The sequence below is a fragment of the Desulfococcus multivorans genome (genome assembly GCF_001854245.1).
GTDB lineage: Bacteria > Desulfobacterota > Desulfobacteria > Desulfobacterales > Desulfococcaceae > Desulfococcus > Desulfococcus multivorans.
On record NZ_CP015381.1, the window covers coordinates 4,077,935 to 4,099,922 of the forward strand.

Annotated in this window: 19 protein-coding genes; 11 read left to right on the plus strand and 8 right to left on the minus strand. The window is 59.2% G+C overall.

Going from position 1 to position 21,988, the window contains the following annotated elements; genetic code table 11:
* Positions 1–44: 44 nt before the first annotated feature.
* From dmul_RS17795 to dmul_RS17805, 3 genes are all read left to right on the plus strand, one after another.
* Positions 45–962 (plus strand): SGNH/GDSL hydrolase family protein, encoded by a 918-nt coding sequence (locus dmul_RS17795; RefSeq protein ID WP_020876712.1) that lies wholly within the window; start codon positions 45–47, stop codon positions 960–962.
* 295 nt (positions 963–1,257) lie between these two features.
* On the plus strand, positions 1,258–2,763 hold the full coding sequence (locus dmul_RS17800) for a DUF2235 domain-containing protein (RefSeq protein WP_020876713.1): 1,506 nt from the start codon (positions 1,258–1,260) through the stop codon (positions 2,761–2,763).
* A 128-nt stretch (positions 2,764–2,891) separates the two neighbouring features.
* Positions 2,892–4,196 carry a phage tail protein gene (locus dmul_RS17805; RefSeq protein WP_070962363.1) on the plus strand — a complete coding sequence of 435 codons (1,305 nt, stop codon included), beginning with the start codon at positions 2,892–2,894 and terminating at the stop codon, positions 4,194–4,196.
* Positions 4,197–4,717: 521 nt separating this feature from the next.
* Here dmul_RS17805 and dmul_RS17810 read toward each other — a convergent pair.
* On the minus strand, positions 4,718–6,280 hold the full coding sequence (locus dmul_RS17810; protein WP_020876071.1) for an acyl-CoA carboxylase subunit beta: 1,563 nt from the start codon (positions 6,278–6,280) through the stop codon (positions 4,718–4,720).
* 270 nt (positions 6,281–6,550) lie between these two features.
* Here dmul_RS17810 and dmul_RS17815 point away from each other — a divergent pair, with 270 nt between their 5' ends.
* Positions 6,551–6,805 carry a DUF504 domain-containing protein gene (locus tag dmul_RS17815; RefSeq protein ID WP_020875724.1) on the plus strand — a complete coding sequence of 85 codons (255 nt, stop codon included), beginning with the start codon at positions 6,551–6,553 and terminating at the stop codon, positions 6,803–6,805.
* Between the two features lie 28 nt (positions 6,806–6,833).
* Here dmul_RS17815 and dmul_RS17820 read toward each other — a convergent pair whose 3' ends face one another.
* Positions 6,834–7,769: a L,D-transpeptidase family protein gene (locus tag dmul_RS17820; protein ID WP_160167717.1), complete on the minus strand. Its 936-nt coding sequence runs from the start codon at positions 7,767–7,769 to the stop codon at positions 6,834–6,836.
* A gap of 127 nt (positions 7,770–7,896) precedes the next feature.
* Here dmul_RS17820 and dmul_RS17825 point away from each other — a divergent pair, with 127 nt between their 5' ends.
* The gene (locus tag dmul_RS17825; protein ID WP_020875726.1) at positions 7,897–8,223 is read left to right on the plus strand and encodes an Lpp/OprI family alanine-zipper lipoprotein; all 327 of its coding nucleotides are present in this window, start codon (positions 7,897–7,899) and stop codon (positions 8,221–8,223) included.
* A 9-nt stretch (positions 8,224–8,232) separates the two neighbouring features.
* On the opposite strand, the gene dmul_RS17830 is transcribed toward dmul_RS17825, so the two are convergent.
* The gene (locus dmul_RS17830; protein ID WP_020875727.1) at positions 8,233–9,060 is read right to left on the minus strand and encodes a L,D-transpeptidase family protein; all 828 of its coding nucleotides are present in this window, start codon (positions 9,058–9,060) and stop codon (positions 8,233–8,235) included.
* A 515-nt stretch (positions 9,061–9,575) separates the two neighbouring features.
* Between dmul_RS17830 and dmul_RS17835 the strand changes: the two genes are divergently transcribed.
* A complete protein-coding gene (locus dmul_RS17835) occupies positions 9,576–10,511 on the plus strand; it encodes a prenyltransferase (RefSeq protein ID WP_020875729.1) in 936 nt (311 codons plus the stop codon).
* 150 nt (positions 10,512–10,661) lie between these two features.
* Here dmul_RS17835 and dmul_RS17840 read toward each other — a convergent pair whose 3' ends face one another.
* The 3 genes from dmul_RS17840 to dmul_RS17850 are packed head-to-tail and all read right to left on the minus strand — an operon-like array spanning position 10,662 to position 12,795.
* On the minus strand, positions 10,662–10,898 hold the full coding sequence (locus tag dmul_RS17840) for a hypothetical protein (protein ID WP_020875730.1): 237 nt from the start codon (positions 10,896–10,898) through the stop codon (positions 10,662–10,664).
* Position 10,899: 1 nt separating this feature from the next.
* Positions 10,900–11,586: a zinc-ribbon domain-containing protein gene (locus tag dmul_RS17845; protein ID WP_020875731.1), complete on the minus strand. Its 687-nt coding sequence runs from the start codon at positions 11,584–11,586 to the stop codon at positions 10,900–10,902.
* A gap of 60 nt (positions 11,587–11,646) precedes the next feature.
* Positions 11,647–12,795, minus strand: coding sequence for a VanZ family protein (locus dmul_RS17850; protein WP_020875732.1), 1,149 nt, complete (start codon positions 12,793–12,795; stop codon positions 11,647–11,649).
* A 534-nt stretch (positions 12,796–13,329) separates the two neighbouring features.
* On the opposite strand from dmul_RS17850, the gene dmul_RS17855 reads away from it, so the two are divergent.
* The 3 genes from dmul_RS17855 to dmul_RS17870 all read left to right on the plus strand — a co-directional run bounded on the left by dmul_RS17855 (position 13,330) and on the right by dmul_RS17870 (position 15,865).
* Positions 13,330–13,863, plus strand: coding sequence for a hypothetical protein (locus dmul_RS17855; protein WP_020875733.1), 534 nt, complete (start codon positions 13,330–13,332; stop codon positions 13,861–13,863).
* Between the two features lie 39 nt (positions 13,864–13,902).
* Positions 13,903–15,294 (plus strand): MFS transporter, encoded by a 1,392-nt coding sequence (locus dmul_RS17860; RefSeq protein WP_020875734.1) that lies wholly within the window; start codon positions 13,903–13,905, stop codon positions 15,292–15,294.
* A 274-nt stretch (positions 15,295–15,568) separates the two neighbouring features.
* On the plus strand, positions 15,569–15,865 hold the full coding sequence (locus tag dmul_RS17870) for a hypothetical protein (protein WP_020875735.1): 297 nt from the start codon (positions 15,569–15,571) through the stop codon (positions 15,863–15,865).
* Between the two features lie 96 nt (positions 15,866–15,961).
* Here dmul_RS17870 and dmul_RS17875 read toward each other — a convergent pair whose 3' ends face one another.
* Positions 15,962–17,125: an MFS transporter gene (locus dmul_RS17875; protein ID WP_020875736.1), complete on the minus strand. Its 1,164-nt coding sequence runs from the start codon at positions 17,123–17,125 to the stop codon at positions 15,962–15,964.
* Between the two features lie 324 nt (positions 17,126–17,449).
* On the opposite strand from dmul_RS17875, the gene dmul_RS17880 reads away from it, so the two are divergent.
* Both dmul_RS17880 and dmul_RS17885 read left to right on the plus strand, forming a co-directional pair.
* Positions 17,450–18,847, plus strand: coding sequence for a DEAD/DEAH box helicase (locus dmul_RS17880; protein ID WP_020875737.1), 1,398 nt, complete (start codon positions 17,450–17,452; stop codon positions 18,845–18,847).
* A gap of 120 nt (positions 18,848–18,967) precedes the next feature.
* Positions 18,968–20,764 (plus strand): YgiQ family radical SAM protein, encoded by a 1,797-nt coding sequence (locus tag dmul_RS17885; RefSeq protein WP_020875738.1) that lies wholly within the window; start codon positions 18,968–18,970, stop codon positions 20,762–20,764.
* Here the strand turns inward: dmul_RS17885 and dmul_RS17890 are convergent.
* Positions 20,749–21,810 (minus strand): 3-oxoacyl-ACP synthase III family protein, encoded by a 1,062-nt coding sequence (locus tag dmul_RS17890; protein WP_040414378.1) that lies wholly within the window; start codon positions 21,808–21,810, stop codon positions 20,749–20,751. The two genes, dmul_RS17885 and dmul_RS17890, sit on opposite strands and share 16 nt — an antisense overlap.
* Positions 21,811–21,988 lie beyond the last annotated feature (178 nt).

Here is a 21,988-nt window from a genome sequence, read left to right on the forward strand (position 1 = left end):
CTTCGCGCTTCACCGACGTCAACCCCTTGCCATGGAGACGTAACATGAAGGGAATTATCCGGAAAACAGCCAGGGCCGCAATGGTGTTTCTGTTCATCCTTTCCGCCGCCAACGGTGTTGCAGCCGCTTTTGATGAGATCGTCGTATTCGGCGACAGTCTGTCGGACAACGGTAATCTCCTCCTGATCGAAAACCAGCCCCGGCCGGATCCGGCCATCTATTATCAGGGACGCTTTTCCAATGGTCCGGTGTGGGTCGAATATCTGGCCGACCTGCCGCGTCTGAATACGTCCCTGGATGACCGTGCTCTCGGCGGTGCTCAAACCGACGGACTGGTGCCGCCGGGCCTGGTTGAACAGGTGAACGTCTACATCGCTGTCGAGGGCCCCCCGTTGTCCCGCGATTCACTCTTCATCATATGGATTGGTGGAAATGATTTCCTCAACGGAAACGGAGACTTCCAGGCTTCGGCGGACAACATCGAAACGGCGATGGCGCGTCTTGTGGCGAATGAGGCCCGGCATATACTGGTGTTGAATCTGCCCGACCTGGGCGCCATTCCCGACACCCTGGGCACGCCGGAAGCTGCCGCGGCAACTGCTTTTTCGCTCAATTTCAACGCCGAACTGGGCAACCTGATCACCCGGTTCATTGGCGAACACCCGGCGGTCGCTTTTTACGAATTCGATGTATTTTCTTTTTTCCTGGAGATTCTAAACGATCCTGCCGCCTTCGGCTTCAGCAACGTGACCGATCCGTCGCCTAATTTTCAAATCGAAAATAATTTTGACGGTGCCGGGCATCTTTTCTGGGACGAAAGACATCCCACCACGGCCACACACGCCCTCCTCGCCGACCGAGTGTTGGCGGCGTTGGCGGAACAGATGCCCCCACCTCCGGACACGGATCAGGACGACGACGATGACGATTCGACCTGTTTCATCAGCTCATCGATACGATGAGGACGTATCTCAGTCTGGAGACGTAAGCGATGCGCACGGCATGACCATCAACACCGCATCCGATGGCCTTCCATGCTGCATTCGGCAAGGGGACGGAAAGGACCCTGCATCTGGATTTCACGCAACTTTCGACTTTCATGATGGTGACCGGATAGAGACTGAAGCCTGAAGGGGGATAAGCGCTCCGTTCGTCACGAGTCCCCCTATAGTCTTCAGTCTCAAAAATCCTTACGGGGCCTGCCGGCACCGGCCTGTGAAAGTTGAAGTTTTCAATCATCAAGCAGAGGAGGGGACCGTGAACAAGAACATCATTCTGCTGTCAGACGGCACCGGCAACGGTGCGGCCAAACGAAACAAAACCAATGTATGGCGGCTCTACGATGCCCTGGACCTGCATCGCGACGACCAGATCGCGTTCTACGACGACGGTGTCGGATCCAAGGAGTTCCTGCCGTTCAAACTCCTTGGCGGCGCCTTTGGCTGGGGCCTGAAAAGAAACGTCCGAAGGCTCTACAAGTTTCTCTGCCGCACCTACAAATCCGGCGACAGAATTTATCTCTTCGGCTTCAGCCGCGGCGCTTTTACGGTAAGAATGCTGGCGGGCATGATCGATTACTGCGGCGTATACACCGACTACAGGAACGAAAAGGATCTTGACAGGGTCGCGCGGCGCAACTACAACGCCTATCGTTCCCGTTTCAAGAGGGGGCTCCTGACCCGCGGCATCCGCGCCTTCATGGGCCGGAGCGATCCGGAGACTCCGCGCCACCGTCCGGAGATCGAATTCATCGGTGTCTGGGACACGGTCGACGCCTATGGTTTTCCCATGGACGAACTGGCCATGATCTGGGATTACCTGATCTACCCGATCTACTTTCCCAACTACAGACTGTCCGACAAGGTCAAAAAAGCCTGTCACGCCGTGTCGGTGGACGACGAGCGCCACTCCTTCCACCCGGTTCTGTGGGACGAAAGCGCCGAAACCGATCCCTCGCGCATCGAGCAGGTATGGTTTCCCGGCGTGCACTCGGATGTAGGCGGCGGCTATCCCAGACACCCGTTGTCGCTGGTCTCCCTCGACTGGATGATCGCAAAGACCGAGGCCCGGAAACCCGACATCGGAAGTCCCGGCTTGCACCTGATCGAACAGCGCCGCGAAGAATACATCAAACACTCCGACTGGCACGGCCCGCAACATGACTCCCGCGCGCTGGCGGGGGCCTACTACCGCTATAAACCCCGCGACATCGAATCGCTGTGCAACGACAGGAAAAGCGACGTCCATATCCGATCCCCCAAAATTCATCGCAGCGTCATGGAACGGATCGCCGGCAACGTGGTGCCGTACGCTCCGGCGGGCTTGCCCGGGCAATACACGGTGGTGACGACGCGCGGCGAGATCCCGGTCTACGAAACGCCGGACGAAAGCAACCAACGAAAGGCCGCGATGCAATCGGTTCAGCATCTCATCACCGGACGCCGATGGCTCTATTTCGCCCTGCTGACGACCACCCTGGGATACCTGGTCTCTCCCTTCCTCCTGGGTTGTATGGATGCTTCTCAGTGCCTTGCGGTGAACGGCTTTTTCGATCCCCTGCTTGAAATAGCGATGAAAATGCTGCCGGACCTCGCCGCACCCTGGATCAGGGTTCTGCGCCGCTCGCCGATCCTGCTCTATAGTCTGGTGGTTCTCTTCGGTTCGCTCTTCATCCTGAAAGCCCGGACCTGGACCAAAACGGAAGAGCTTGCGGCCGGTGCATGGGGCGTTCTGAAAAAGAAGTCGCTGACGCACATCGGATAATTGTACGGATCTTCAATCGACGCAGGTCCTCGTCGGAGCTGCCGATGCCCGTTTTCCGGATTGGGCTCAAGCAAGGCGGCAGTCGAATTTCCCCAAGGCATAACTTAGAATAAGGAAGGAGGCATGCCATGACCGCGAGCCGTTATTACGCCGTCAAGGACACCTATACCCTACCCGCGCAAATCATCAGCGGCGCGGGCGGAATCCGGTTTGGTCGGGGAATCGACATGTTTGACCCCGACAAGCCGGTCTTGGTCCCTGAAAGGACGCCCTTTTTCAAGCCATCCCGTCTACTGAAGGAGGCTGATGACGAAAAGCGGTATGAGATCTCGAGCGATGCCGTCAAGGATGCGTTCTCGATACTGCGAACGGAAACCGTCGCTCAGGAAGCCGCCGTTCTCAATACCCATTTCCGCGCCTCCTACGGCATCAGCAGCATCGATGCCGCCGCCGACATGGCGCGCGAAGAGAGCCGCTCCAGCGTTTCGGCCTATATTCTCCTGAGTCATGTCGGCGAGACCCGCTCCTTGAGCGATGCCGCCATGTCGGTGAACGAGGATCTCGATCCCCTCGCGGAACACCTGGAAGACGACACAACGGCATTCACCCAGTTCAGACGGGACTTCGGGACCCACTTCATCGAGACCGTGACCTACGGCTTGAACATCGCCATTCGCGGCCGCATGAGCACCCGCGATACCGCCCGGCGCCAGGAAATTGCAGCGACGATGTCATCCGGTTTCGGCGCCGTCCGGGCCGGGGGATCGGTTGACGCGGCGGTCCAGAAGAAATTGCACGACGCCGGCCTTCAGATCAACTGTGAAATCAATTGCGGCGGCATCGATCCTGCCCGTCCGCTGGTCCTGCAGGGGTTCGATCAGATCGCCGGATTTCTGGCCGACATTGCCAAAGGCGCCGTCAAATTCCGGCTGGCACCGGTGGCCCTGACCCTGTTCTCGTATTGGAATCTGCTGGACCCCGGAAAATTCCCACGCTGCAGAGCGATGCTGAATCCGCATCAAGATGTCGATATCTATGCGCCGTCGAGCATTTTCGGCATTCCGGCCGGCACCATCATCGCGTGGCATCCGCCGAAAGAGGCCGTCAGAGGCGAAGGCGAGAATGCGGAGATTATGCCTCCGCCGGGATGGGCCTTGTGCGACGGAACCCATAATACCCCGGATCTTCGGGATAGATTCATTCGCAGTACGTCAACCGCCGCCGCCCTGAACAGGACCGGCGGCGCGGCTGCGCATACCCACAAGAAAACCCAGGGCGATGTCGCCAAAAAAGCCGGATTGGTAACGGCGACGCGTAAAGCCATAATCGATATCACGGAAAAATCCGATCACCTGCCGCCTTTTATTACGCTGGTGCACATTATGAAGTTGGACGGGAAAACCTGGTCTTCAAGAACGCCGCTTTCGACTTAGAGACTGAAGACCGAAGCCTGAAGACTGAAGCCTGAAGACTGAAGCCTGAAGAAGGATAAGCGCTCCGTTCGTCGCAGGCCCCAATAGCCTTCAGTCTCAAAAACCCGAACGGGGCCTCCCGGCACCGGCCTATGAATATCGATGGTTGAAGAAAAAAAACGGAAAGCGTGTTACACGCACGCCTATATCCCTTGGCCTTTCCGGATAGAGGCTGCGGCAGGGTACGGCCGGCGACCCTTCAGCGGTGAGTTTTAGTGCCGCTTGAGCGCAGCGGCGGATCAGCGGCCCGGACTGTTTGAGCGCCAGCGAGTTTCCGGGCCGCCCGGAGCACGCTTTAGCGGCACTTGAACGAAACCGCGTGGGGCGCGGGCCGTACCCTGCCGCAGCCGACCTACGAAGATCGAAAGTAGGGGTTATGGGGTTATGGCGTGGCCGACGCCCCCCTCAGTCTTCAGCCTTTCAGAAAACCGTTCGGGCCGTGAATACCGAAGGTTGAAACGGGAATCGCGTCAGAGGGTTGTTCAGCATCGCATGCCGCGCGTTTTGGGCCCGAGATGGTTCTGCTCCACCGGGTAGGCCATTTCCACCCACTCGGACAGCAGGGGCCGGGTATCCCTCGGATCGATAATATCCTCGATGCCGAAAGCCTCCGCGGTTCTGAAGGGAGAAGCCACGGCCCTGTATGTTTCCTGGAGTTTCTCGAGACAGGCGGGGTCCCCGGCCGCCTCGATCTCTCTTCGATGGGCCGCATAGACCCCCCCTTCCACCGGGATGTTGCCCCATACAGCGGAAGGCCACGCATATCGCCAACTCAATCTCAGACCGCTCTTTTGCGCTCCGCCGGCCACCCCGAAGCATTTGCGGACATAGATGACGGCAACGGGAACGGTGGCTTGAATGAGGGCGAAGCTGGCCCGAACCCCCTTTCGAATGGTGCCGTGGATTTCGCTCTGGCTGCCGATGGTGAATCCGGGCTGATCCGAAAAGTTGACAATGGGGAGATGGAAGGTATCGCACATGTCGACAAACCGCTGAAATTTTTCGGCCACGTCATAATTGAAGGAGCCGCCCAGGAAACAGGGGTCATTGGCCAGAACGCCCACCGGATATCCGTTCAGACGCGCCAGGGCGGTGATCTGGGAGCGGCCCTGAAAGGGGCCGATTTCAAAAATGGAATCCCGGTCCAGCACCAGATTCAACAGTTTTCGCATGTCGTAGGGTTTTCGTTGGTTCCGGGGGATGATTGACGCCAGGGCCGCCTCCCGACGGTTGGGATCGTCCCGGGTCGTGTCGCTCCGCCGGGGCATTTCCCATACATTGGCAGGCATATAGGAGAGGAATCGCTTCACCTGATCCAGGGCGTCCCTTTCGTCAACCGCGTCATTGTCCACGACACCCGAAATCCGGGTGTGGCGTTCATAGCCCCCCAACGCCTCCTTGGTCAGATCCTCCCCGAAAGCCGCCTTGACCAGGGGTGGACCGCCGACAAACACATGGCACATGTTTCTGACCATCACCGAAAAGTGACTTTGGACCATGTAAAGCGCCCCCAGACCCGCCACGGAACCGAACCCGGCGGAGACCACCGGTATCTCGGACATGACCGCCACCCGGTTCTGAGTGCATTCATCCCCGGAGCTGGGCAGCTCGGTGTAGCCGATTTCGAGGATTTCCCTGATGGAGCCGCCGGCCCCCTCGATCAATCGCACCATGGGCAGTTTCAAGGATCGGGCCATTTTCACGAAATAGGCCCCCTTGCTTTTATACAACCTGCCCACGGAGGCCCCTTTGACGGTAAAATCATCGCCGTGAACGGCAACCCTTCTGCCGGCGATTTTCCCGATGCCCATGACAAAAGGACAAGGGACCAGCGCCTCGAGTTCGTTCGGATCCGCTTCATCGTAGACGGGCGCGCCGGCCAGGATTCCCCTTTCCAGAAAGGTTTCCGGATCGCAAAGAACCGCGATGCGCTCCCGAACGGTCATCTTCCCTTTTGCATGCTGCCTGGCGATATTTTCCTCGCCCCCCAGGCCGTGGGCGATCCTTTTTCTTTCGGCCAGCTCCTCCAGCTCTTTACGCCACATCCGCCCTGCCTCTTATTCTATTTTTCGTCGCTGTTAATGACATACACGCGCGCAAATGATCTCTCCATTCCAAAAAGAGTAAACCCCAAACAAAAGGAAAAATAAAGTCAAAAGATCATATTCCCGTAAAATGGAGGCTGAAGGCTGAAGACTGAAGGGGTGCCACATAATCACATAATCACATAATCACTTAATCCCTAATCCCTATCCGATCCCCATGACAAAAGCCGAAAGTTGATTTAGACATTATGGCTACAGGAGGGGATGAACATGACACCGATTCAAGACTTGCTCAACCGTATCCAATGGGACCCGGTATTTTCGAAAGCCGATTTCCGGATCGGGTATTACGACCGTCTCGAGGATGCGATATTTTTTGTGTCGCCGAAACAGGTTTTACAGGAGAAAGGTGACCATTTCTCGGTTCGGATCATTGATGATGAAGGCGTATCACATATGGTGCCGCTTCATCGCATCAAGGCGGTGTACCGCAACGGCAAGCCGATCTGGAAACGTGACCGTTAGATCAGGGTCCGACGGTTCTCCATCATTTTCATGCATCCCGCGATTGGGACGTCCCCGGTTCCGGGCCGGTATGGTCCATGAGGGCCGATTCGGGGATCTCGCCCCTGGAAAGCACGGCAACCACCGCCTTTCTCACTATGTCGTATACTGCATCGAAAGAGCGGCCCTGAACGAGAGTTCCCCTGACTTCGTCCAACGGAGAGATGCGGCCGTCTGCGTTGCGGTCGATGAGGACGAGACGCGGCGTTTTGTCGTCACCGTCGTGAATCACGACCTTTACAGATCTGCCGAACGCTTTTCCCTCCTTGACGGTGACCGTCGTTCGCCCAAGGAAAGTGGGAAATTCGATCCGATAGGGGCACACCCCTTCCGGACATACCGGCATCCCGTTTTCGTCCGTCGCTTCCCCCCGGGTGAAGGGTCTGATGATGCCGTAGAGGGTTTTGCGGCTGTCGAATATGATGACGGGGTCCCCGACCTGACAGGTATTGAACAGCGTTTCGATATCGTTGTCGTTCAATGCAATGCATCCCTCGGTCCAGTCTCTTTCCCGGCTCTCGGCGAAATATCTGAACACGCCGCCGCCGTGTATGGCGATGCCGCCGCCCAGACCGGTATCGTGGGGTGCCGGTCTCGATCTCCGAACCGCCGAATATATCCGCCGGTATTCCCCTGAGGATATCACCCCGCCGGCCAGGCCCTTCTCGGCATCGACAAGGTTGGGGTACGAGAGGCCCAACGTCCGGTGAAAACGGGTTTTCATCTTTTTATACGCTATGAAATAGCCGCCTTCCGGGGTTGCGTAATCCAGCACCCTGTATTTGTCCGAAACCGGGTCGATACCGAACGTGGCGGGGAATTCCGCGATCCGCTTCCCGCCCGTGAAAAGCACCACGTTCTGTCCGGCCTTGTCGATGACCAGGATTCTTTCCGCCGCGGCTCCTGCCGGTAAGGCGTTTGACACCGAAAGGATCGAAGCTGAAAATATTGTCAACAGGTTTTTTAAAATCCATTGACTTTTTGAACAAAAGCAAGTTAACATAAATTATTGGGTTAAAATTTTAAACGGTTACACAAAAGGAGGTTGAAAGATGTTTATGAAAAAAATGAATCTAACGTTGTCCGCAATCCTTGTTTTTGTTGCCGTTATATCCTTCATGGGGTTGAGTGGCTGCGCCTCCCTCAACCAGGACGACAGGGCCCTTCTGGAGAGCACGCGCCAGTCCGCCCAGGACGCCAAGGCCGCTGCCGAACGCGCCGAGGCCGCCGCCAATGAACTCGAGGGGATGGGCACACGTCTTGAAAGCGCGGCTTCCGCTGCGGAGGATGCTTCAAGCCGGGCCGAAATGGCCGCTGAACGCGCCGAGGCCGCCGCCCAGAAGGCTGAACGCATCTTCGACAAATCCCTCAGGAAGTAGCTCTCCTGATCAGGATTTGCGGAGCCGTGCGACAGCCGCAGGTACACCGTTTTTTTCCTTCAAGGCCCTGAAAAGGGCCTTGAAGTCGATGTCAAGAGCGCCCTTGGCCTTTTCGTAATCGGAAAGTTCGCCCATCACCGTCGGCAGCGGATTGCCGAGGCGGTCGTCAAAGTCATCGAATACCTGTATCCAGCACTTTCCATCCCCCCATCCGAACTTGATCGGTTCATAGATTACACGAACCGTCGTCCCCACGGACACCAACGGGAACAGCGCCGCTACGTCTTCCGGATACATGCGCATGCAGCCGTGGCTCACCCGCCTTCCAATCCCCCACGGCTTGTTGGTCCCATGGATTGCGTACAGCATTTGAGAGAGACGGAACACATAATCCCCCAGCGGGTTGTCCGGCCCCGGCGGCACCTTGGCCGGTAGATCCGGTTCCAGCTTCCGGATGGATTCCGGTACGACCCAGGTGGGATTGGGGGTCTTGCTTTTTACAGTATAAGTGCCCAGTTTGGTCAGAAAACCTTCCGCGCCGATGCCGATGGGCGCAGTGATGAAATAGTCGTGACCGCCGTTGCTGAAGAAGTAGTAAAGCCGCATCTCCGCCAGATTCACCACGATGCCGGATGCGATGCGATCCTCGGGAAGCACGAAGGCCGACGGGATCAGCACAAGGCTTCCTTTGGGCGGCACCCAGGGATCGATGTCCGGGTTCGCGGCGGTGATCTGATTGTATCCAAGCCCCATATCGCGTGCGATATCGAGAAGCGTGTCCCCTTCATTCACCTTCAGATGACGTGCGGTGCCGTATAAGGTCGTGTCGGACGACATGGTGAAGCACCTCAATGCCCACGCGGGGTGAGGATGAAACAATATCCATATGACGACTGTCGCTCCGAAAAGCATCCGATACATATGTTTCATGGCTGTTAAACCTTCGTTGACTTTCAAGGCGCTTGACTCCGGCCGCGGGCCGGACGCTTCCGGCATCGGCCTCTGAATACCGAACGTTGACTGTTCAGAAACCTTGGACGAACACCCCCCCAAAAGTCAATAGAAAAAACAGCAAATTGAAGCAGTAAGGGATCGACGGTCCGCTATTCGGCCACCTTGACATCACCCGAGGCCGGGATCGTCACCTTTAAGCCCGCGCTCAACCGTTCCGGGGCCGACACGATCGGCAAGGAGGCCGAAACCCTTTCCGGGACCGGTCCAAAAGCCGCCATTCGCGATTCTCCTCTTGATCGTGATAAATCGTTATGATAATTCTTAATTCAGCTATCGATATTCATGGCCGGGAGGGAACGACCCGGCGAAATCCGCTTCGCATAACCCATGGACGGATCATGCAACCCAAAACATCTCTTTTTTCAGTCTGGATGGCGCAGATCAGGCTCAATTTCCTGCTTCTGGCTGTTTTTCTGGTCGCCGTCGGGCTGGCGGCGGCTTACCGGCGAACGGCCGGCACAGCAGCTGAATTTGATTTTTTCCATGCGATCCTGATCATGATCGGAACTGTTCTGGCTCATATCTCGGTCAACCTGTTCAACGAGCATGCCGACTTTACCACAAGGATAGATTTCGATACAGTCTGGACCCCTTTCAGCGGGGGAACCAAGATGATGGTGTCGGGAAACACCACCCCCCGGGCTGTGATGCTTGCGGCCGTAACGACGCTGGCATCGGCTCTGGGCATCGGCTGCTATTTTGCCGTGGTTTCCCACTGGAGCATCCTGATTGTCGCTCTCACGGGGGCATTGTCGATCGTTCTATACACGCCGCTTTTCCAGCGGATGATGGTGGGTGAATTTTTTGCCGGTCTCACGTTGGGGTCTCTTGTGGTTGTCGGCACCTATATCGCCATGACGGCCCGTCCCGGCACGGCCCTGGCGCAGGTATTGCCCCCCGGGGTGCTGTTGATCTCCGTCCCGCCGGGAATTCTGACATTTCTGCTCCTGCTCATCAATGAATTTCCCGATATCGAGGCGGATCGGAAGGGCGGGCGCAGACACCTGGTGACCCGCTTCGGCAGGCAGAAGGCCGCCTATATATACGCGATCGGATTAGGGCTCACCTTTGCAACCATCACGGCACTGCCGTTTCTCGGTGCGGCTTCCAAATGGATATTGTTGGCGCTGATCCCGCTGCCGCTGGCTTTCGATACCGGTTTTACCGCCATCCGGCATCATGGAGACAGAAACAGGATTGTCCACGCCATGGGAAAAAACGTCCTGATCGTTCTGGGAACTGATCTGCTGATGGCCGTCGGCATCCTGATTTAGCAGCAGCGGTCCTGTCACGTTCGACGTTCCATTTTTGCAGTCCCGACAACCGGGCGCGCTTTACAACGATGTCTTCGCCGATTATCTGCGCAAGGCCCGGCCGCTGATGAAGGCGGAGCCGTAAACCGCAGGATCCGCCGGCGTCCGGGCTCAATCGAAAGCCCGGTCCCGCAGGTCGTCGGCAAAATCGACAACCCAGTGGAGGACGTTGTAAGTTCGCGTCACGCCGGTCCGGCGGTTTCTGACCACCGCCCGGAACGTCTCCGACGCCCTGGCCGGCCGGGGGAGGTGGACCTCCTCCTCCAGCAGTTCGAAATCCGAAGGGTCGAGCCCGGCATCCCGGATGATATCCTTGAAATCCTCAATCTCCGTTGCGTCTATCCGCATATCAAGTCTCCTTGCTTCTTCGGCATGCGCCTATGCGCTCTCGCGACGCTGCGCCGTCTTCCCGGACCGTCCGGGCATCGCGGTTTCCCGCATGCTTTCCCAGCATGAAGAAAACCAGCAGAAACTCCGCCTGAATCCGAACGACAACGACGGCCAGGAGATAGATCATGACGGCCGCCGCCGCAGCCCCGTAATTACCGACGGAAAAGAGAAAATAGTTGACGAGAATCAAGGTAACGGCCCCTCCGAAAATCAGAAGAAGGGCATAGAGCACCTTGATCATGCCCGGCGTGATCAAGTGGTCGAACGACAGGTCGAACAGCCCGCGAAAGAGTTCGCCGATCGCGTCTGGTCCCTGAGGTGTCGGGCCGTTCCAGACGACGGGGTCCTCGGTGCGGGCGGCCGCCGTGTGCCGGTCTTGCCGCGACTCCGGCATTGACGGTTGTTCATGGGATTGTGAAAGGGTCATGCCGCAGCACATGCAGGTGTCGCTCTTCTTCTGGGTGATGAAGCACCGCGGGCATGTCATCTCCGCTTCATCGGGCTCATGTCCCGGTCGAGGCGAACGCACCTTTTCCACCCTGAACGGGGTGCCGCATATCTTGCACTTCACGCTCATGCCGCCTTCCGGTACCTCGGCATCCTCGAAGAAATGCGCTGCCAGGCATTCCGGACAGTTGACTTTCATCTCGCACCTCCCGGACAAAAGGGGATCCGGGGGAACCCTGCATCCCCCGCAGCGGATCCGTTACAGAGGGGCATCCGAAACAAAGGGGGTTTCCCGGCAGAAGAAGCCGTGGATCATAGCGCCGGTCCCGGTGCCCGCAGTATTCATGATGAGATCGAGAAGACTGGAGCTCCGGGAGGGAATCCATGCCTGGCCGATCTCGATGGCCAGGCTCACGGCAAAACCCAGAATGACGGCGAAGGCAATGGCGTGCCGTTGAATTCGCAGCGGACCCCGGCGAAAAAGCAAGGTGAAAACGAGTCCGAAGGGCACGAAACCGACGAAGTTGACGACGACGTCCTGGATGAAAGCGCTTCTCAAGCTGAAATCCGTCGGGGAAAAAATCAAAAACTGCCGCTTGAGTACGGTCATTCTTGTCGGGACCTCGAGGTGACGCCCCCGGCCCGATCGGTCGAGAACAGGAGCGCCGGGTCGGCCGTCGAACAGGTAAAGCATGGACGGCGCCGCCGTGAGGGCATGGGAAAAATCACGGTTTTCCAGCCATTCGGCATAATGTTTCGAGACGTCGGCAGCGGCGAGGGCGTGGGGATATACCGCAAAACCGTGAATTTCGCCTTCCCAGACAATGTTGCCGTAGACGGAGTTTCCCATCACCAACGCGGAGGATCGTCCGCCGCCCGGAAAACTCAGGGTCAGCCGCCTGTTTTCGTCGACGCGCCTTCCGTTCAGATAGAGTCGGGTCCCCTCCCCGTCCGTCGTTACCGTCACGACGACGGGCGCCTGCGGCAGCTCGGAAAGGTCGGTCGAGACCCGCGGGGCTTTTCTGCTGTAATCAAAGTCGTCCCCGTTCATGACGACGATATGGTTCCGCCATTGTCCCATCAGCAACTGGGCGTCGTCATCCCCGTCATGGAACATGAACAGGATACCGAATCTGCTGTTCCCCTGGTGATGGGACGTGAAGGCGATCTCCATGGAAAATCCCGGCGGCCCGTCCGGCATCACGGAAGCGGCATCAAGAGGGACATCGAAAGGCTTCGTGCAGGCGATGCCGTATTTCCGGAACCGAAGACCCGGCCCGTCGGTCAGCCGGTTTACCTTGTTGGTAAAAAGGGAATGGCGGGGGTTGAGCCCCACGACGAGAATGATTCCAAGCACCGTCGCCGCAAGACCGATAAGGATTTTCAGGGGTAGCTGCCTGCAGTCCATTAATCGTTGAAATCCGTGCCCAAGTCCGTTGTGCGTTCATGGAGAACGTTCCCCGGCACCCGCCCGGGGGAGATCCGTTGCCGATTTTCTATCCCTTACTCAACGTTCGACTTTCATAGGCCGGTGCCGGGAGGATACGACCCGCGCCCAACGCGGTTTCGTTCAAGTGCCGCTTGCTCCGGACCGTATCCTCCCGGCACCTCTTTCCGATCACCGCCATGGAAGTCGAAAGTTGAATGCTTTACCCTCCATCGAAACGCGGCCAAAGTCAACATGGAAAATCGGACCCGGCCGACCCGGGGGATGCCGTTCACGGCCCGCTTCGGGTATATTTCCGGTGGACCCGTTGACGGTTTTGTGCTTTATGTTCCTCGAAACCAGCCCGGCAGCCCCTGCCGTCATGGGCGACGGCGATGCGGTGGCGGACCGGGCTCGAGACAGCGCCCCGGGGCATCCGCGCCGGGGAAAAGATCGAAGGCTGAAGACGCTGTCTTCAAACGCAATCCCTTCAGCCGTTCAACAAGGAGTAGTTTCATGAACACGGAAAACGAAACGAAAAAACCGCCCCGGATCCAGAGCAAACTGGTGCCGATCCTGCGGGAGGGGGTGGACATCGTCAAGATGGTCCTTTACAAGGAGCTCAAATCCTATCTTTCCGCCAGGTACTCGGACCGGGGCACCCAATTCGCCCAACGGCTCGCCGGCGCGATCCTGAACGATCTCTTCGGCATCGAAAACCTGATGGAACCCTTCGCCGGATTCAAACGGGAGCACCAGGCCCTGATCACGGCGGAACTCCGCGCCCTCCCGGACCGGTTCGAAAACCTTAGAATCCCGCTGACCGACGCCCTTCGCGTCCAGTTCCTCTGCGACAGCCGGGACGGCATCGACAGTGAATCGATCCTGGTCCGGGCCAACGAACTCGGTATCCTGATGATGGACCGGGATATTCCTCTGCCCAGGTTTTTCATGAACCTCGTCCGAAAGCTGGGCGTCGCCCATGAGATCCTCGATCCCGAAGCGGTCATGGCGATCCCGGAGGACGACGGCGGCGCCGGCTTTAACTAAGGGCGGCATCGGGACTTTCCCTCCAGAGGAGACAGCGTCATGGCGCGATCACCGGAAAAAACATCCCCCAAAGCGGCCCTGGCCGTGGCCGCCCTCACGACCTTCATGGCCCCGTTCATGATTTCGGCGGTCAATATCGCCCTTCCGGCCATCCAGGCGGAGTTCGCCGTGGATGCCGTGGTGCTGGGGTGGCTGGCCAACGCCTATCTGCTGGCCACCGGCGTAGCCCTGGTGCCCGCGGGAAAGATCGCCGACATTTACGGCCGGCGGAAGATCTTCATCACCGGCATCCTCGTCTTCACCGTCGCGACAACGGCCACTGCCGTCATGCCCTCGATATCCTGGATCATTCTGCTTCGGATCCTCCAGGGGATGGGCGCTGCCATGACCATGACCACCGGCATCGCCATCATTTCAGCGGTCTTCCCGCCCAGCGAACGCGGGAAGGCCATCGGCATCACCGTGTCGAGCGTCTACATCGGTCTGTCGGTGGGGCCGTTTGCAGGCGGTCTGTTGACCGGCGCCTTTGGATGGCGCGCCATCTTCCTCATCAACGCCCCTATCGGTGCGGCGGCGCTGCTGCTGGCCGCCCTAAAGATCCGAGAGGAGTGGGCCGACGCTGCGGGAGAACGTTTCGATGTCGCGGGCAGCCTTTTCTACGGCGTGGCCCTGGTCTGCCTCATGTATGGACTGTCGATCCTCCCGGCGCGCCTGGGCCTCGGGCTGCTGGGCGGCGGGGCTCTGGCAATGGGGCTTTTCATCCGCCACGAGCTCAGGACGGCCTTTCCCGTCTTCGAGGTTCGGCTCTTCCGCCAGAACCGAACCTTCACCTACTCGAGCCTGGCGGCCCTGATCAACTACGCGGCCACCTTTGCCGTGGCGTTTCTGATGAGCCTCTACCTGCAGTACATCAAGGGCATGTCCCCCGAGGCCGCCGGCACCGTCCTCATCTGCCAACCCGGGGTCATGGCCCTCTTCTCCCCGGCGGCCGGAAGGCTGTCGGATCGGATCGAGCCCGCCGCCATCGCCTCCGCCGGCATGGCGTTGACGGCCGCGGGCCTCGCCGCCCTCGCCTTTCTCTCCGCCGATACGGACATTCCTTATATCATCGTCAGCCTTGTGGTTCTGGGGCTTGGGTTCGCGCTCTTTTCCTCTCCCAACATGAACGCCATCATGGGCAGCGTCGAAAAGCGGCATTACGGCGTCGCCTCGGGGACGGTGGCGACCATGCGGCTCGTGGGCCAGATGCTGAGCATGACCCTGGCGACCCTGGCCTTTTCCTTCTTCATCGGCAGCGCCCAGATCGCACCGCCGGTATACCCCCGGTTTCTGGAGGCCGTGACCCTCTGCTTCGCGGCCTTCTCCGTCATGTGCGCCGGAGGCATCTATTTTTCCCTGGCCAGAGGCACCCTCCACAGCCGGTCCCGTTGAAGCCCTGTCCGTTTACACGATGCCGTCAATGATTATGTTAAATGAAGGCAAGTGTCGGCTTTCATACGGGTGAGCGGAAAGAGAAGCCGGCACCGGCCCATGAATATCGAAAGGTGAATAGATAAATACGTTCCCGCAAACAAAGCGATTTGGATATGAGAGAGATAATTTTGAAATTGCCCCGACATCGCCTCCGGTAATCCGTTTCCGGATTCCCGGAGGCCGGTGGGTGTTCAGTGAATCCATGTCATTGCCGTGAAGAAAGGAGGGTGCCATGAATGCAGGCATTTTTTTTACCGGCTCGGGACCCATCCTGCTTCTGACATCATACGCATCTCTCGACAACCCCAATCTTGTCGACAAACTGAAAACCAAGGGCATCAAAAAGTTTATCGCATACTCGGTGCCCGAGGATGCAGTCAAAGCGAAATACGGAAATCATTACAATGTCATCATGGGAGATCTGAAGCAGGAGGACGATCTTCGGATTCTCGATTATGACGGCCATCATATCTTCAACAACTTTTCCCTGAAGGAACTCGGCGACCCTGTCTATCACGACGCGACCTGATGTCGTCCGGATTTCGCCGAGAACATCGATGACCGCAACAAGGCTATCCATTCATGGATAGCCTTTTTCACGCCTCCAGGACGGGCATCCCCGGCGTCATCGGCTTCCGGCGGAGGGAAAACAGGCGATGATCGGCAGCGTGACAAGGGGGATCACGGTAATCCCGGTCAAAACCGACTGGATGGAGGTAAGATCGGCAAGCTTGCCCACCAGCGGGGAAAGCATCCCCCCCAGGCCGAAGGCAAACCCCATCATGAGGCTCGCCACCATGGACCTTCCCTTGGGCGCCAAGGTCTGGGCCATGACCACGCCGATGGGCAGAGAGGCCAGTACCGCAGCCCCTGCCAGGATTGCGCCCAGATAGACCCACCCGCCCTCCAATTTGAGAAAAAGAAACAGAATCGGTGCCATGACGGCGTGGGTAAACAGAAACACGGGCTTGAACCCGATGCGGTCCGATATATGGCCGGCCAGCAGGCCGCCGGCCGTCCCGGCTATCGTGAAAAGAGAAAAGATCATCCCGGCGGACACAATGGAGAACCCCTTCTGGACATAGAGAACCGGCATGAAGGTCATGAATGACTGACCCACCAGAGCCCTCAGGAACATGACGGCCCAGATGAGGATGATGCTTTTCCATGCGCCGCCCAGGCTTTCCCGGACGGCCCCGATAAACCCCAGGTGCCGCATGCCCTCACTCTCGGGCGACGGCACGGTGAAATAAAGGTAGACAAGGGCCGCCAGCCCGAAAACCATGGTCGCCGGCAGGGCCGAGAGCCCGTACCGGGCCGCATACCAGGTGATGAAAAGGGGACCGACGCCGAAGGCCAGGGTGCCGCCCGTGTTGAAAATCGACATGGAAAACCCGGCGTTCCGCCCCGCATAGAGGGGCACCATCCCCGTCACCGAGGGATGGAACATGGACGATCCCACCGACCCCAGGGCTACGGCCGCCAAGAGGGTCCAGAACCCGACGGCGATCCCGGAGATGGGGATGAAAACAACCGGCAGAAGCAGACCGACCATGATGAACAGACGCGTCTGGTAACGGTCGGAATAATAGCCGGCCATGGGCTGGATGATGAAGGCCAGGAAGCGGTTGACGCCTGCGATCACGCCGATCTGGGTCAGGGAGAGCCCCATCTTCTCGACAAAGAGGGGAAAGAGGGGGTTGGTGAAGGAGCTGTAGAAATCCCCCGTGAAATGTACGAGGGTGAGGGCGAAAAGGATCCGGATGTTGGCCTTGGCATGTCCCGTCATGGCAGCGTGTCCTGGGTTGAAGATGTCGTCACGGTCGTCCCGCAGGCGGGGCGGGCCGACAAGAGACTGGAGACTATAGGAAGCCTCGCGCACGCCGTCAACAGAAATCCGGCCGGCGGCTCCCCACCGGTTGACCTTCGCCGTGGGAGAGTATGAAACCCTCGATTTTATTTGACAGGCGGCCAGAGGATTGATATATTATCGTCTAATTGATTTTCCAGGATGAAAACGATCCATCGTCAGCCCCGGGATATTTCCGGGGCTCTTCTTTTTGGTCCTTTCTCCATATTCCATATCCATCCAAACTACAACACAAAGGAATTTATGACCTTTCAAGCATTTCAGTTGAATTCCGCCGTTATGGCGGGCATCACAGCCGCGGGCTACACCCGGCCGACCCCCATTCAGACCCAGGCCGTCCCGAAGGTGATGGCCGGCGGCGACCTCATGGGGCTCGCCCAGACCGGCACCGGCAAAACCGCCGCCTTCGCCCTTCCCATACTGCACCGCCTGGTTACCGGCGATGCCGACCCGAACCGATCCCACGACCGCACCAACGATCGCCGTTCGATCGGCCGCGGCAGCGACAAACACGATTGCCCCCGCGCCCTGATCCTCGCCCCCACCCGCGAGCTGGCGGAACAGATCCACCAGTCCATCGAACTCCTCGGGCGGAAAACCCGGCTTTCGAGCATCGCGCTATACGGCGGCGTCAACATCAATCCGCAGATCCAGAAACTCAGGCGCGGCGTGGACATCATCGTGGCCTGCCCCGGCCGTCTCCTCGACCACCTCAACCGGAGGACCGTAGCCTTTCCCAACCTGGAGGTCCTGGTCCTGGACGAAGCGGACCATATGTTCGACATGGGATTTCTGCCCGACATCCGACGGATCATCGGGCGGCTTCCCGGAAAACGACAGACCCTTCTCTTTTCGGCGACCATGCCTGACGAGATCCGGGTCCTGGCGAACGAAGTCCTGAATCGGCCGGCCACGGTCCAGATCGGTGTGACCGCGCCGGCGGACACCGTGAGCCATGCCCTCTACCCGGTGGCCCAACACCTGAAAACGCCCCTTTTGATGGCCATCCTGAAGGGCACAGACACCGGCGCCGTCCTGGTCTTCACCCGGACCAAGCATCGGGCCCGGCAGCTGGGGGACAAGCTGGCAAAGGCGGGCTATCCCTCCGCCTCCCTCCAGGGGAACCTCAGCCAGAACCGACGTCAGGCGGCCCTTGACGGATTCCGCTCGGGCAAATTTCAGATCCTGGTGGCCACCGACATCGCGGCCCGGGGCATCGACGTCTCGGGGGTCTCCCATGTCATCAACTACGATATCCCCGATACCCCCGATGCCTATATTCATCGCATCGGCCGGACCGGCCGCGCGACATGCACGGGCGACGCCTTCACCCTGACCACCACGGCGGACGCCCCCATCGTCCGGGCCATCACCCGGGTCCTGGGCGCGCCCATCGAACGCCGTACGGTCGCGGACTTCGATTACGGCGTCCCCGAACCGGAAAAGGCCGGTGGGAACCCGCGTCCCCGACAACATACCGCCACGCGAAACAGCGCCAGGCGAAACAACGAAGGATCGGCGGGCCTTTCCGGCGCCGGCAGAACCTTCCCGGCGCGCCGTCGAAACAGCGGCGGCCGAGTTCCCGCATACGCCGCCGGCGCGGGCACCCGGTCCGGATCCCATACCCGCCGCGCCCGCTGACCGAGATGACGGACCGCCGAGGGAGGACGTTCCGGCAGCCCTCCGGCGGTTAAGCCCGGGGCTTGACGGCGGGCCGGGCCGTCATCATCTTTTCAGTGACGACCGAACCCGAATGACGACATGACGACATCCGCATTTTCCCCCACATTTCCGCCCGCCACCCGGGAAGAGATGCTCCGCCTGGGGTGGGACCGCCTCGACGTGATCCTGGTCACGGGGGACGCCTACATCGACTCGCCGTTCATCGGCACGGCCGTCATCGCCCGCGTTCTCCTGGATGCCGGATACCGGGTGGGCGTCATCCCCCAACCCGACACCGCAAGCGGCCGGGACATCACCCGGCTGGGCGAACCCCTGCTTTTCTGGGGCGTCAGCGGGGGATGCCTCGACGCCATGGTGGCCAACATCACCGCCTCGGGGAAAAGACGGCGACAGGACGATCTCACCCCCGGCGGCATCAACAACCGGCGACCCGACCGTGCCGTCATCGTCTACGCCAATCTCATCCGACGCTATTTCAAGTCCACGGCGCCCATTGTACTGGGCGGCATCGAGGCCAGCCTCCGACGCATCTCCCACTACGACGCCGTATCCGACAGCGTCAGAAGATCCATCCTCTTCGATGCCAAAGCAGACCTTCTGGCCTACGGCATGGCCGAGAAGACCGTCCTGAAGATCGCCTCGATCCTCCGGGCCGACGGCGATATCAGCGCCCTCCGGACCGTTCGTGGGATCTGCTACGTCAGCCGCGATCTCCCCGAGCCCGTTCCCGAATTTCCGGAGCCCGACGGGGTCCTCCCGGACCACTCGGCCGCCGCCCGCGACAAAGGCGAGTTCACCCGCATGTTCCGACTTTTCTACGCCAATGCCGATCCAATGACGGCCCGCCGCCTCTGCCAGCGGCAGGATACGCGATACCTCGTCCAGAATCCTCCGCAAAGCCCCCTCTCTTCGGCGGAGTTGGATCGAATTCACGAGTTGCCCTACGCCCGGGAAGTCCACCCCTGCCATCGAAACGACGGCCCCGTCAGGGCCCTCGACACCATCCGATTCGCCCTTGTCGCCCACCGGGGGTGTTACGGCGAGTGCCGATTCTGCGCCATTACGGTCCATCAGGGACGGCACGTGGTTTCCCGGAGCGAGGATTCCATCGTTCGGGAAGCCGCTGCCTTCACGGCCCACCCCTTGTTCAAGGGGATCATTTCGGACGTGGGGGGCCCTACGGCCAACATGTACGGGATGGAATGCCGGAAAAAACAGAGGGACGGGGCCTGCGTCGACAGGGGATGCCTGTTTCCCGACGTCTGCCCCGGGATGCCGGTTCGCCACGACCGCCAACTGCGGCTCCTGGAACGTCTCAGAACCCTTCCGGGGGTCCGGCGGGTCTTCATCGCCAGCGGGATCCGGTACGACCTGATTCTGAAAGACCGGAAACACGGCGAACGCTACCTCGAGGAGATCCTCCGACACCACGTATCAGGACAACTCAAGATCGCCCCGGAGCACGTGGATGCCGGGGTCCTGAACCGCATGGGAAAGCCCGGACAGGAGGTCCTGGAGGCGTTCATCCGTCTGTTTACGCATCTGAAGCGAAAGAAGGCCCTCGACGGCTTCCTGACCTATTATTTCATGGCGGCCCATCCCGGGTGCACCCAGGCGGACATGGCCGGCCTCAGAGCCTTTGCCGAAAAAAAGCTGCACCTGTTGCCCGAACAGACCCAGATCTTCACCCCCACGCCCGCCACCTGGTCCACCCTCATGTACCACACCGGACGAGATCCCTTTACGGAAGAGACGATCTTCGTGGAAAGAGACCGCGCGGCCAGGGAACGCCAGAAGGCCGCCGTCACCCCGGCTCGGTCCGAACGGCCGAAACGGCGTTCCCCGCGGCGTCGGAAAGGTCAGGGCACCTTGTAGACCATGGCGTTGATGTTCATGCCGGCCCCCACGGAAGCGAAGACGAGGATGTCTCCGGAACCGACACGATGCCCTTCCAACTCCTCCCGACAGAGGAGATCCAGCAGCGTCGGCAGGGTGGCGACGGAGCTGTTGCCGAGGCGGTTGATCGTCATCGGCATGACGCCCTCGGGGATATCCTTGATCCCGTAAAGACGGAACAACCGCGTCAGAATCGCATGGTCCATCTTCTCATTGGCCTGATGGATCAGGACCTTCCTGACATCGGTGAGGGTGTACCCGACCTTCTCCAGGCATTTCTTCACGACTTCGGGCACGATTTTAAGGGCGTATCGGTAAATGTCGTGGCCGTCCATCTTGATGTAAAGCTCACCGCCGGTACGGTTCGGATTGTACGATTTCCCCATCCGCAGCAGATAGACATGGTCGGCGGCATCGGTTCTCGTGACGTGGGCCAGGATGCCGGCCTCCTTCTCCGTGGCTTCCACCAGGGCCGCGCCGGCCCCGTCGGCAAAGATCATGGAGTCGATGTCGTGGGGGTCCGAAATCCGCGACAGGGTTTCCGCGCCGATCACCAGGATCTTTTTGGCGTCCCCCGACCGGATATGGTAGTCCGCCAGCGTCATTCCATGCAGCCATCCAGGACAGCCGAAGGGAACATCGTAGGCGACGGTGTATGGATTTTGAATCCCCAGCTTGTGTTTGACCCGCGAGGCGATGGTAGGGACCATATCGACCCGAACGTTGTCCTGCGGCACATCCCCCAGATTCTGTGCCACGATGATCACGTCCAGGCTCTCCGGATCGACCCCTTCCATGGCTTTTTCCGCAGCGAAAAAGGCGATGTCGGAGGTTTTGAAATCATCGGTGACATATCGGCGTTCACGGATACCCGTGATGTTCTGGAGCGTCTGGATGATCTCGGTGTTGGGCTTTGTCAGCCGTACGCCGTCGGCACTGTAAAATTCGCGGTTCAGAAAATGGCTGTTCGGAATCCTCGCCGTGGGAATGTAGCTGCCCGTTCCAGTGATAATCGAATGTGTCATGATTGAAACCGTCTGCCTCCTTATCGGTATTGTCTTCACGCCGCCCTTCGGGTTTGGGGACGGCGTCACCTCCCGTTTCCTGTATGTATAAAGTAAACTTCGGATGTTGTACATAGGCAGGGATGGGTATTATCGGAAAATCGAAAAAAATTCGACGGAAAGATCCCCGTGAATCCTC

What these genes read in the sequence shown, in the direction of transcription:
- dmul_RS17890 (WP_040414378.1), bottom strand. Translation starts at nt 21,810, where the DNA reads ATGACACATTCGATTATCACTGGAACGGGCAGCTACATTCCCACGGCG.
- dmul_RS17810 (WP_020876071.1), bottom strand. Translation starts at nt 6,280, where the DNA reads ATGTGGCGTAAAGAGCTGGAGGAGCTGGCCGAAAGAAAAAGGATCGCC.
- dmul_RS17860 (WP_020875734.1), top strand. Translation starts at nt 13,903, where the DNA reads ATGGCGCGATCACCGGAAAAAACATCCCCCAAAGCGGCCCTGGCCGTG.
- dmul_RS17840 (WP_020875730.1), bottom strand. Translation starts at nt 10,898, where the DNA reads ATGCGGATAGACGCAACGGAGATTGAGGATTTCAAGGATATCATCCGG.
- dmul_RS17795 (WP_020876712.1), top strand. Translation starts at nt 45, where the DNA reads ATGAAGGGAATTATCCGGAAAACAGCCAGGGCCGCAATGGTGTTTCTG.
- dmul_RS17870 (WP_020875735.1), top strand. Translation starts at nt 15,569, where the DNA reads ATGAATGCAGGCATTTTTTTTACCGGCTCGGGACCCATCCTGCTTCTG.
- dmul_RS17815 (WP_020875724.1), top strand. Translation starts at nt 6,551, where the DNA reads ATGACACCGATTCAAGACTTGCTCAACCGTATCCAATGGGACCCGGTA.
- dmul_RS17880 (WP_020875737.1), top strand. Translation starts at nt 17,450, where the DNA reads ATGACCTTTCAAGCATTTCAGTTGAATTCCGCCGTTATGGCGGGCATC.
- dmul_RS17805 (WP_070962363.1), top strand. Translation starts at nt 2,892, where the DNA reads ATGACCGCGAGCCGTTATTACGCCGTCAAGGACACCTATACCCTACCC.
- dmul_RS17850 (WP_020875732.1), bottom strand. Translation starts at nt 12,795, where the DNA reads ATGGACTGCAGGCAGCTACCCCTGAAAATCCTTATCGGTCTTGCGGCG.
- dmul_RS17845 (WP_020875731.1), bottom strand. Translation starts at nt 11,586, where the DNA reads ATGAAAGTCAACTGTCCGGAATGCCTGGCAGCGCATTTCTTCGAGGAT.
- dmul_RS17825 (WP_020875726.1), top strand. Translation starts at nt 7,897, where the DNA reads ATGTTTATGAAAAAAATGAATCTAACGTTGTCCGCAATCCTTGTTTTT.
- dmul_RS17875 (WP_020875736.1), bottom strand. Translation starts at nt 17,125, where the DNA reads ATGACGGGACATGCCAAGGCCAACATCCGGATCCTTTTCGCCCTCACC.
- dmul_RS17855 (WP_020875733.1), top strand. Translation starts at nt 13,330, where the DNA reads ATGAACACGGAAAACGAAACGAAAAAACCGCCCCGGATCCAGAGCAAA.
- dmul_RS17830 (WP_020875727.1), bottom strand. Translation starts at nt 9,060, where the DNA reads ATGTCGTCCGACACGACCTTATACGGCACCGCACGTCATCTGAAGGTG.
- dmul_RS17835 (WP_020875729.1), top strand. Translation starts at nt 9,576, where the DNA reads ATGCAACCCAAAACATCTCTTTTTTCAGTCTGGATGGCGCAGATCAGG.
- dmul_RS17885 (WP_020875738.1), top strand. Translation starts at nt 18,968, where the DNA reads ATGACGACATCCGCATTTTCCCCCACATTTCCGCCCGCCACCCGGGAA.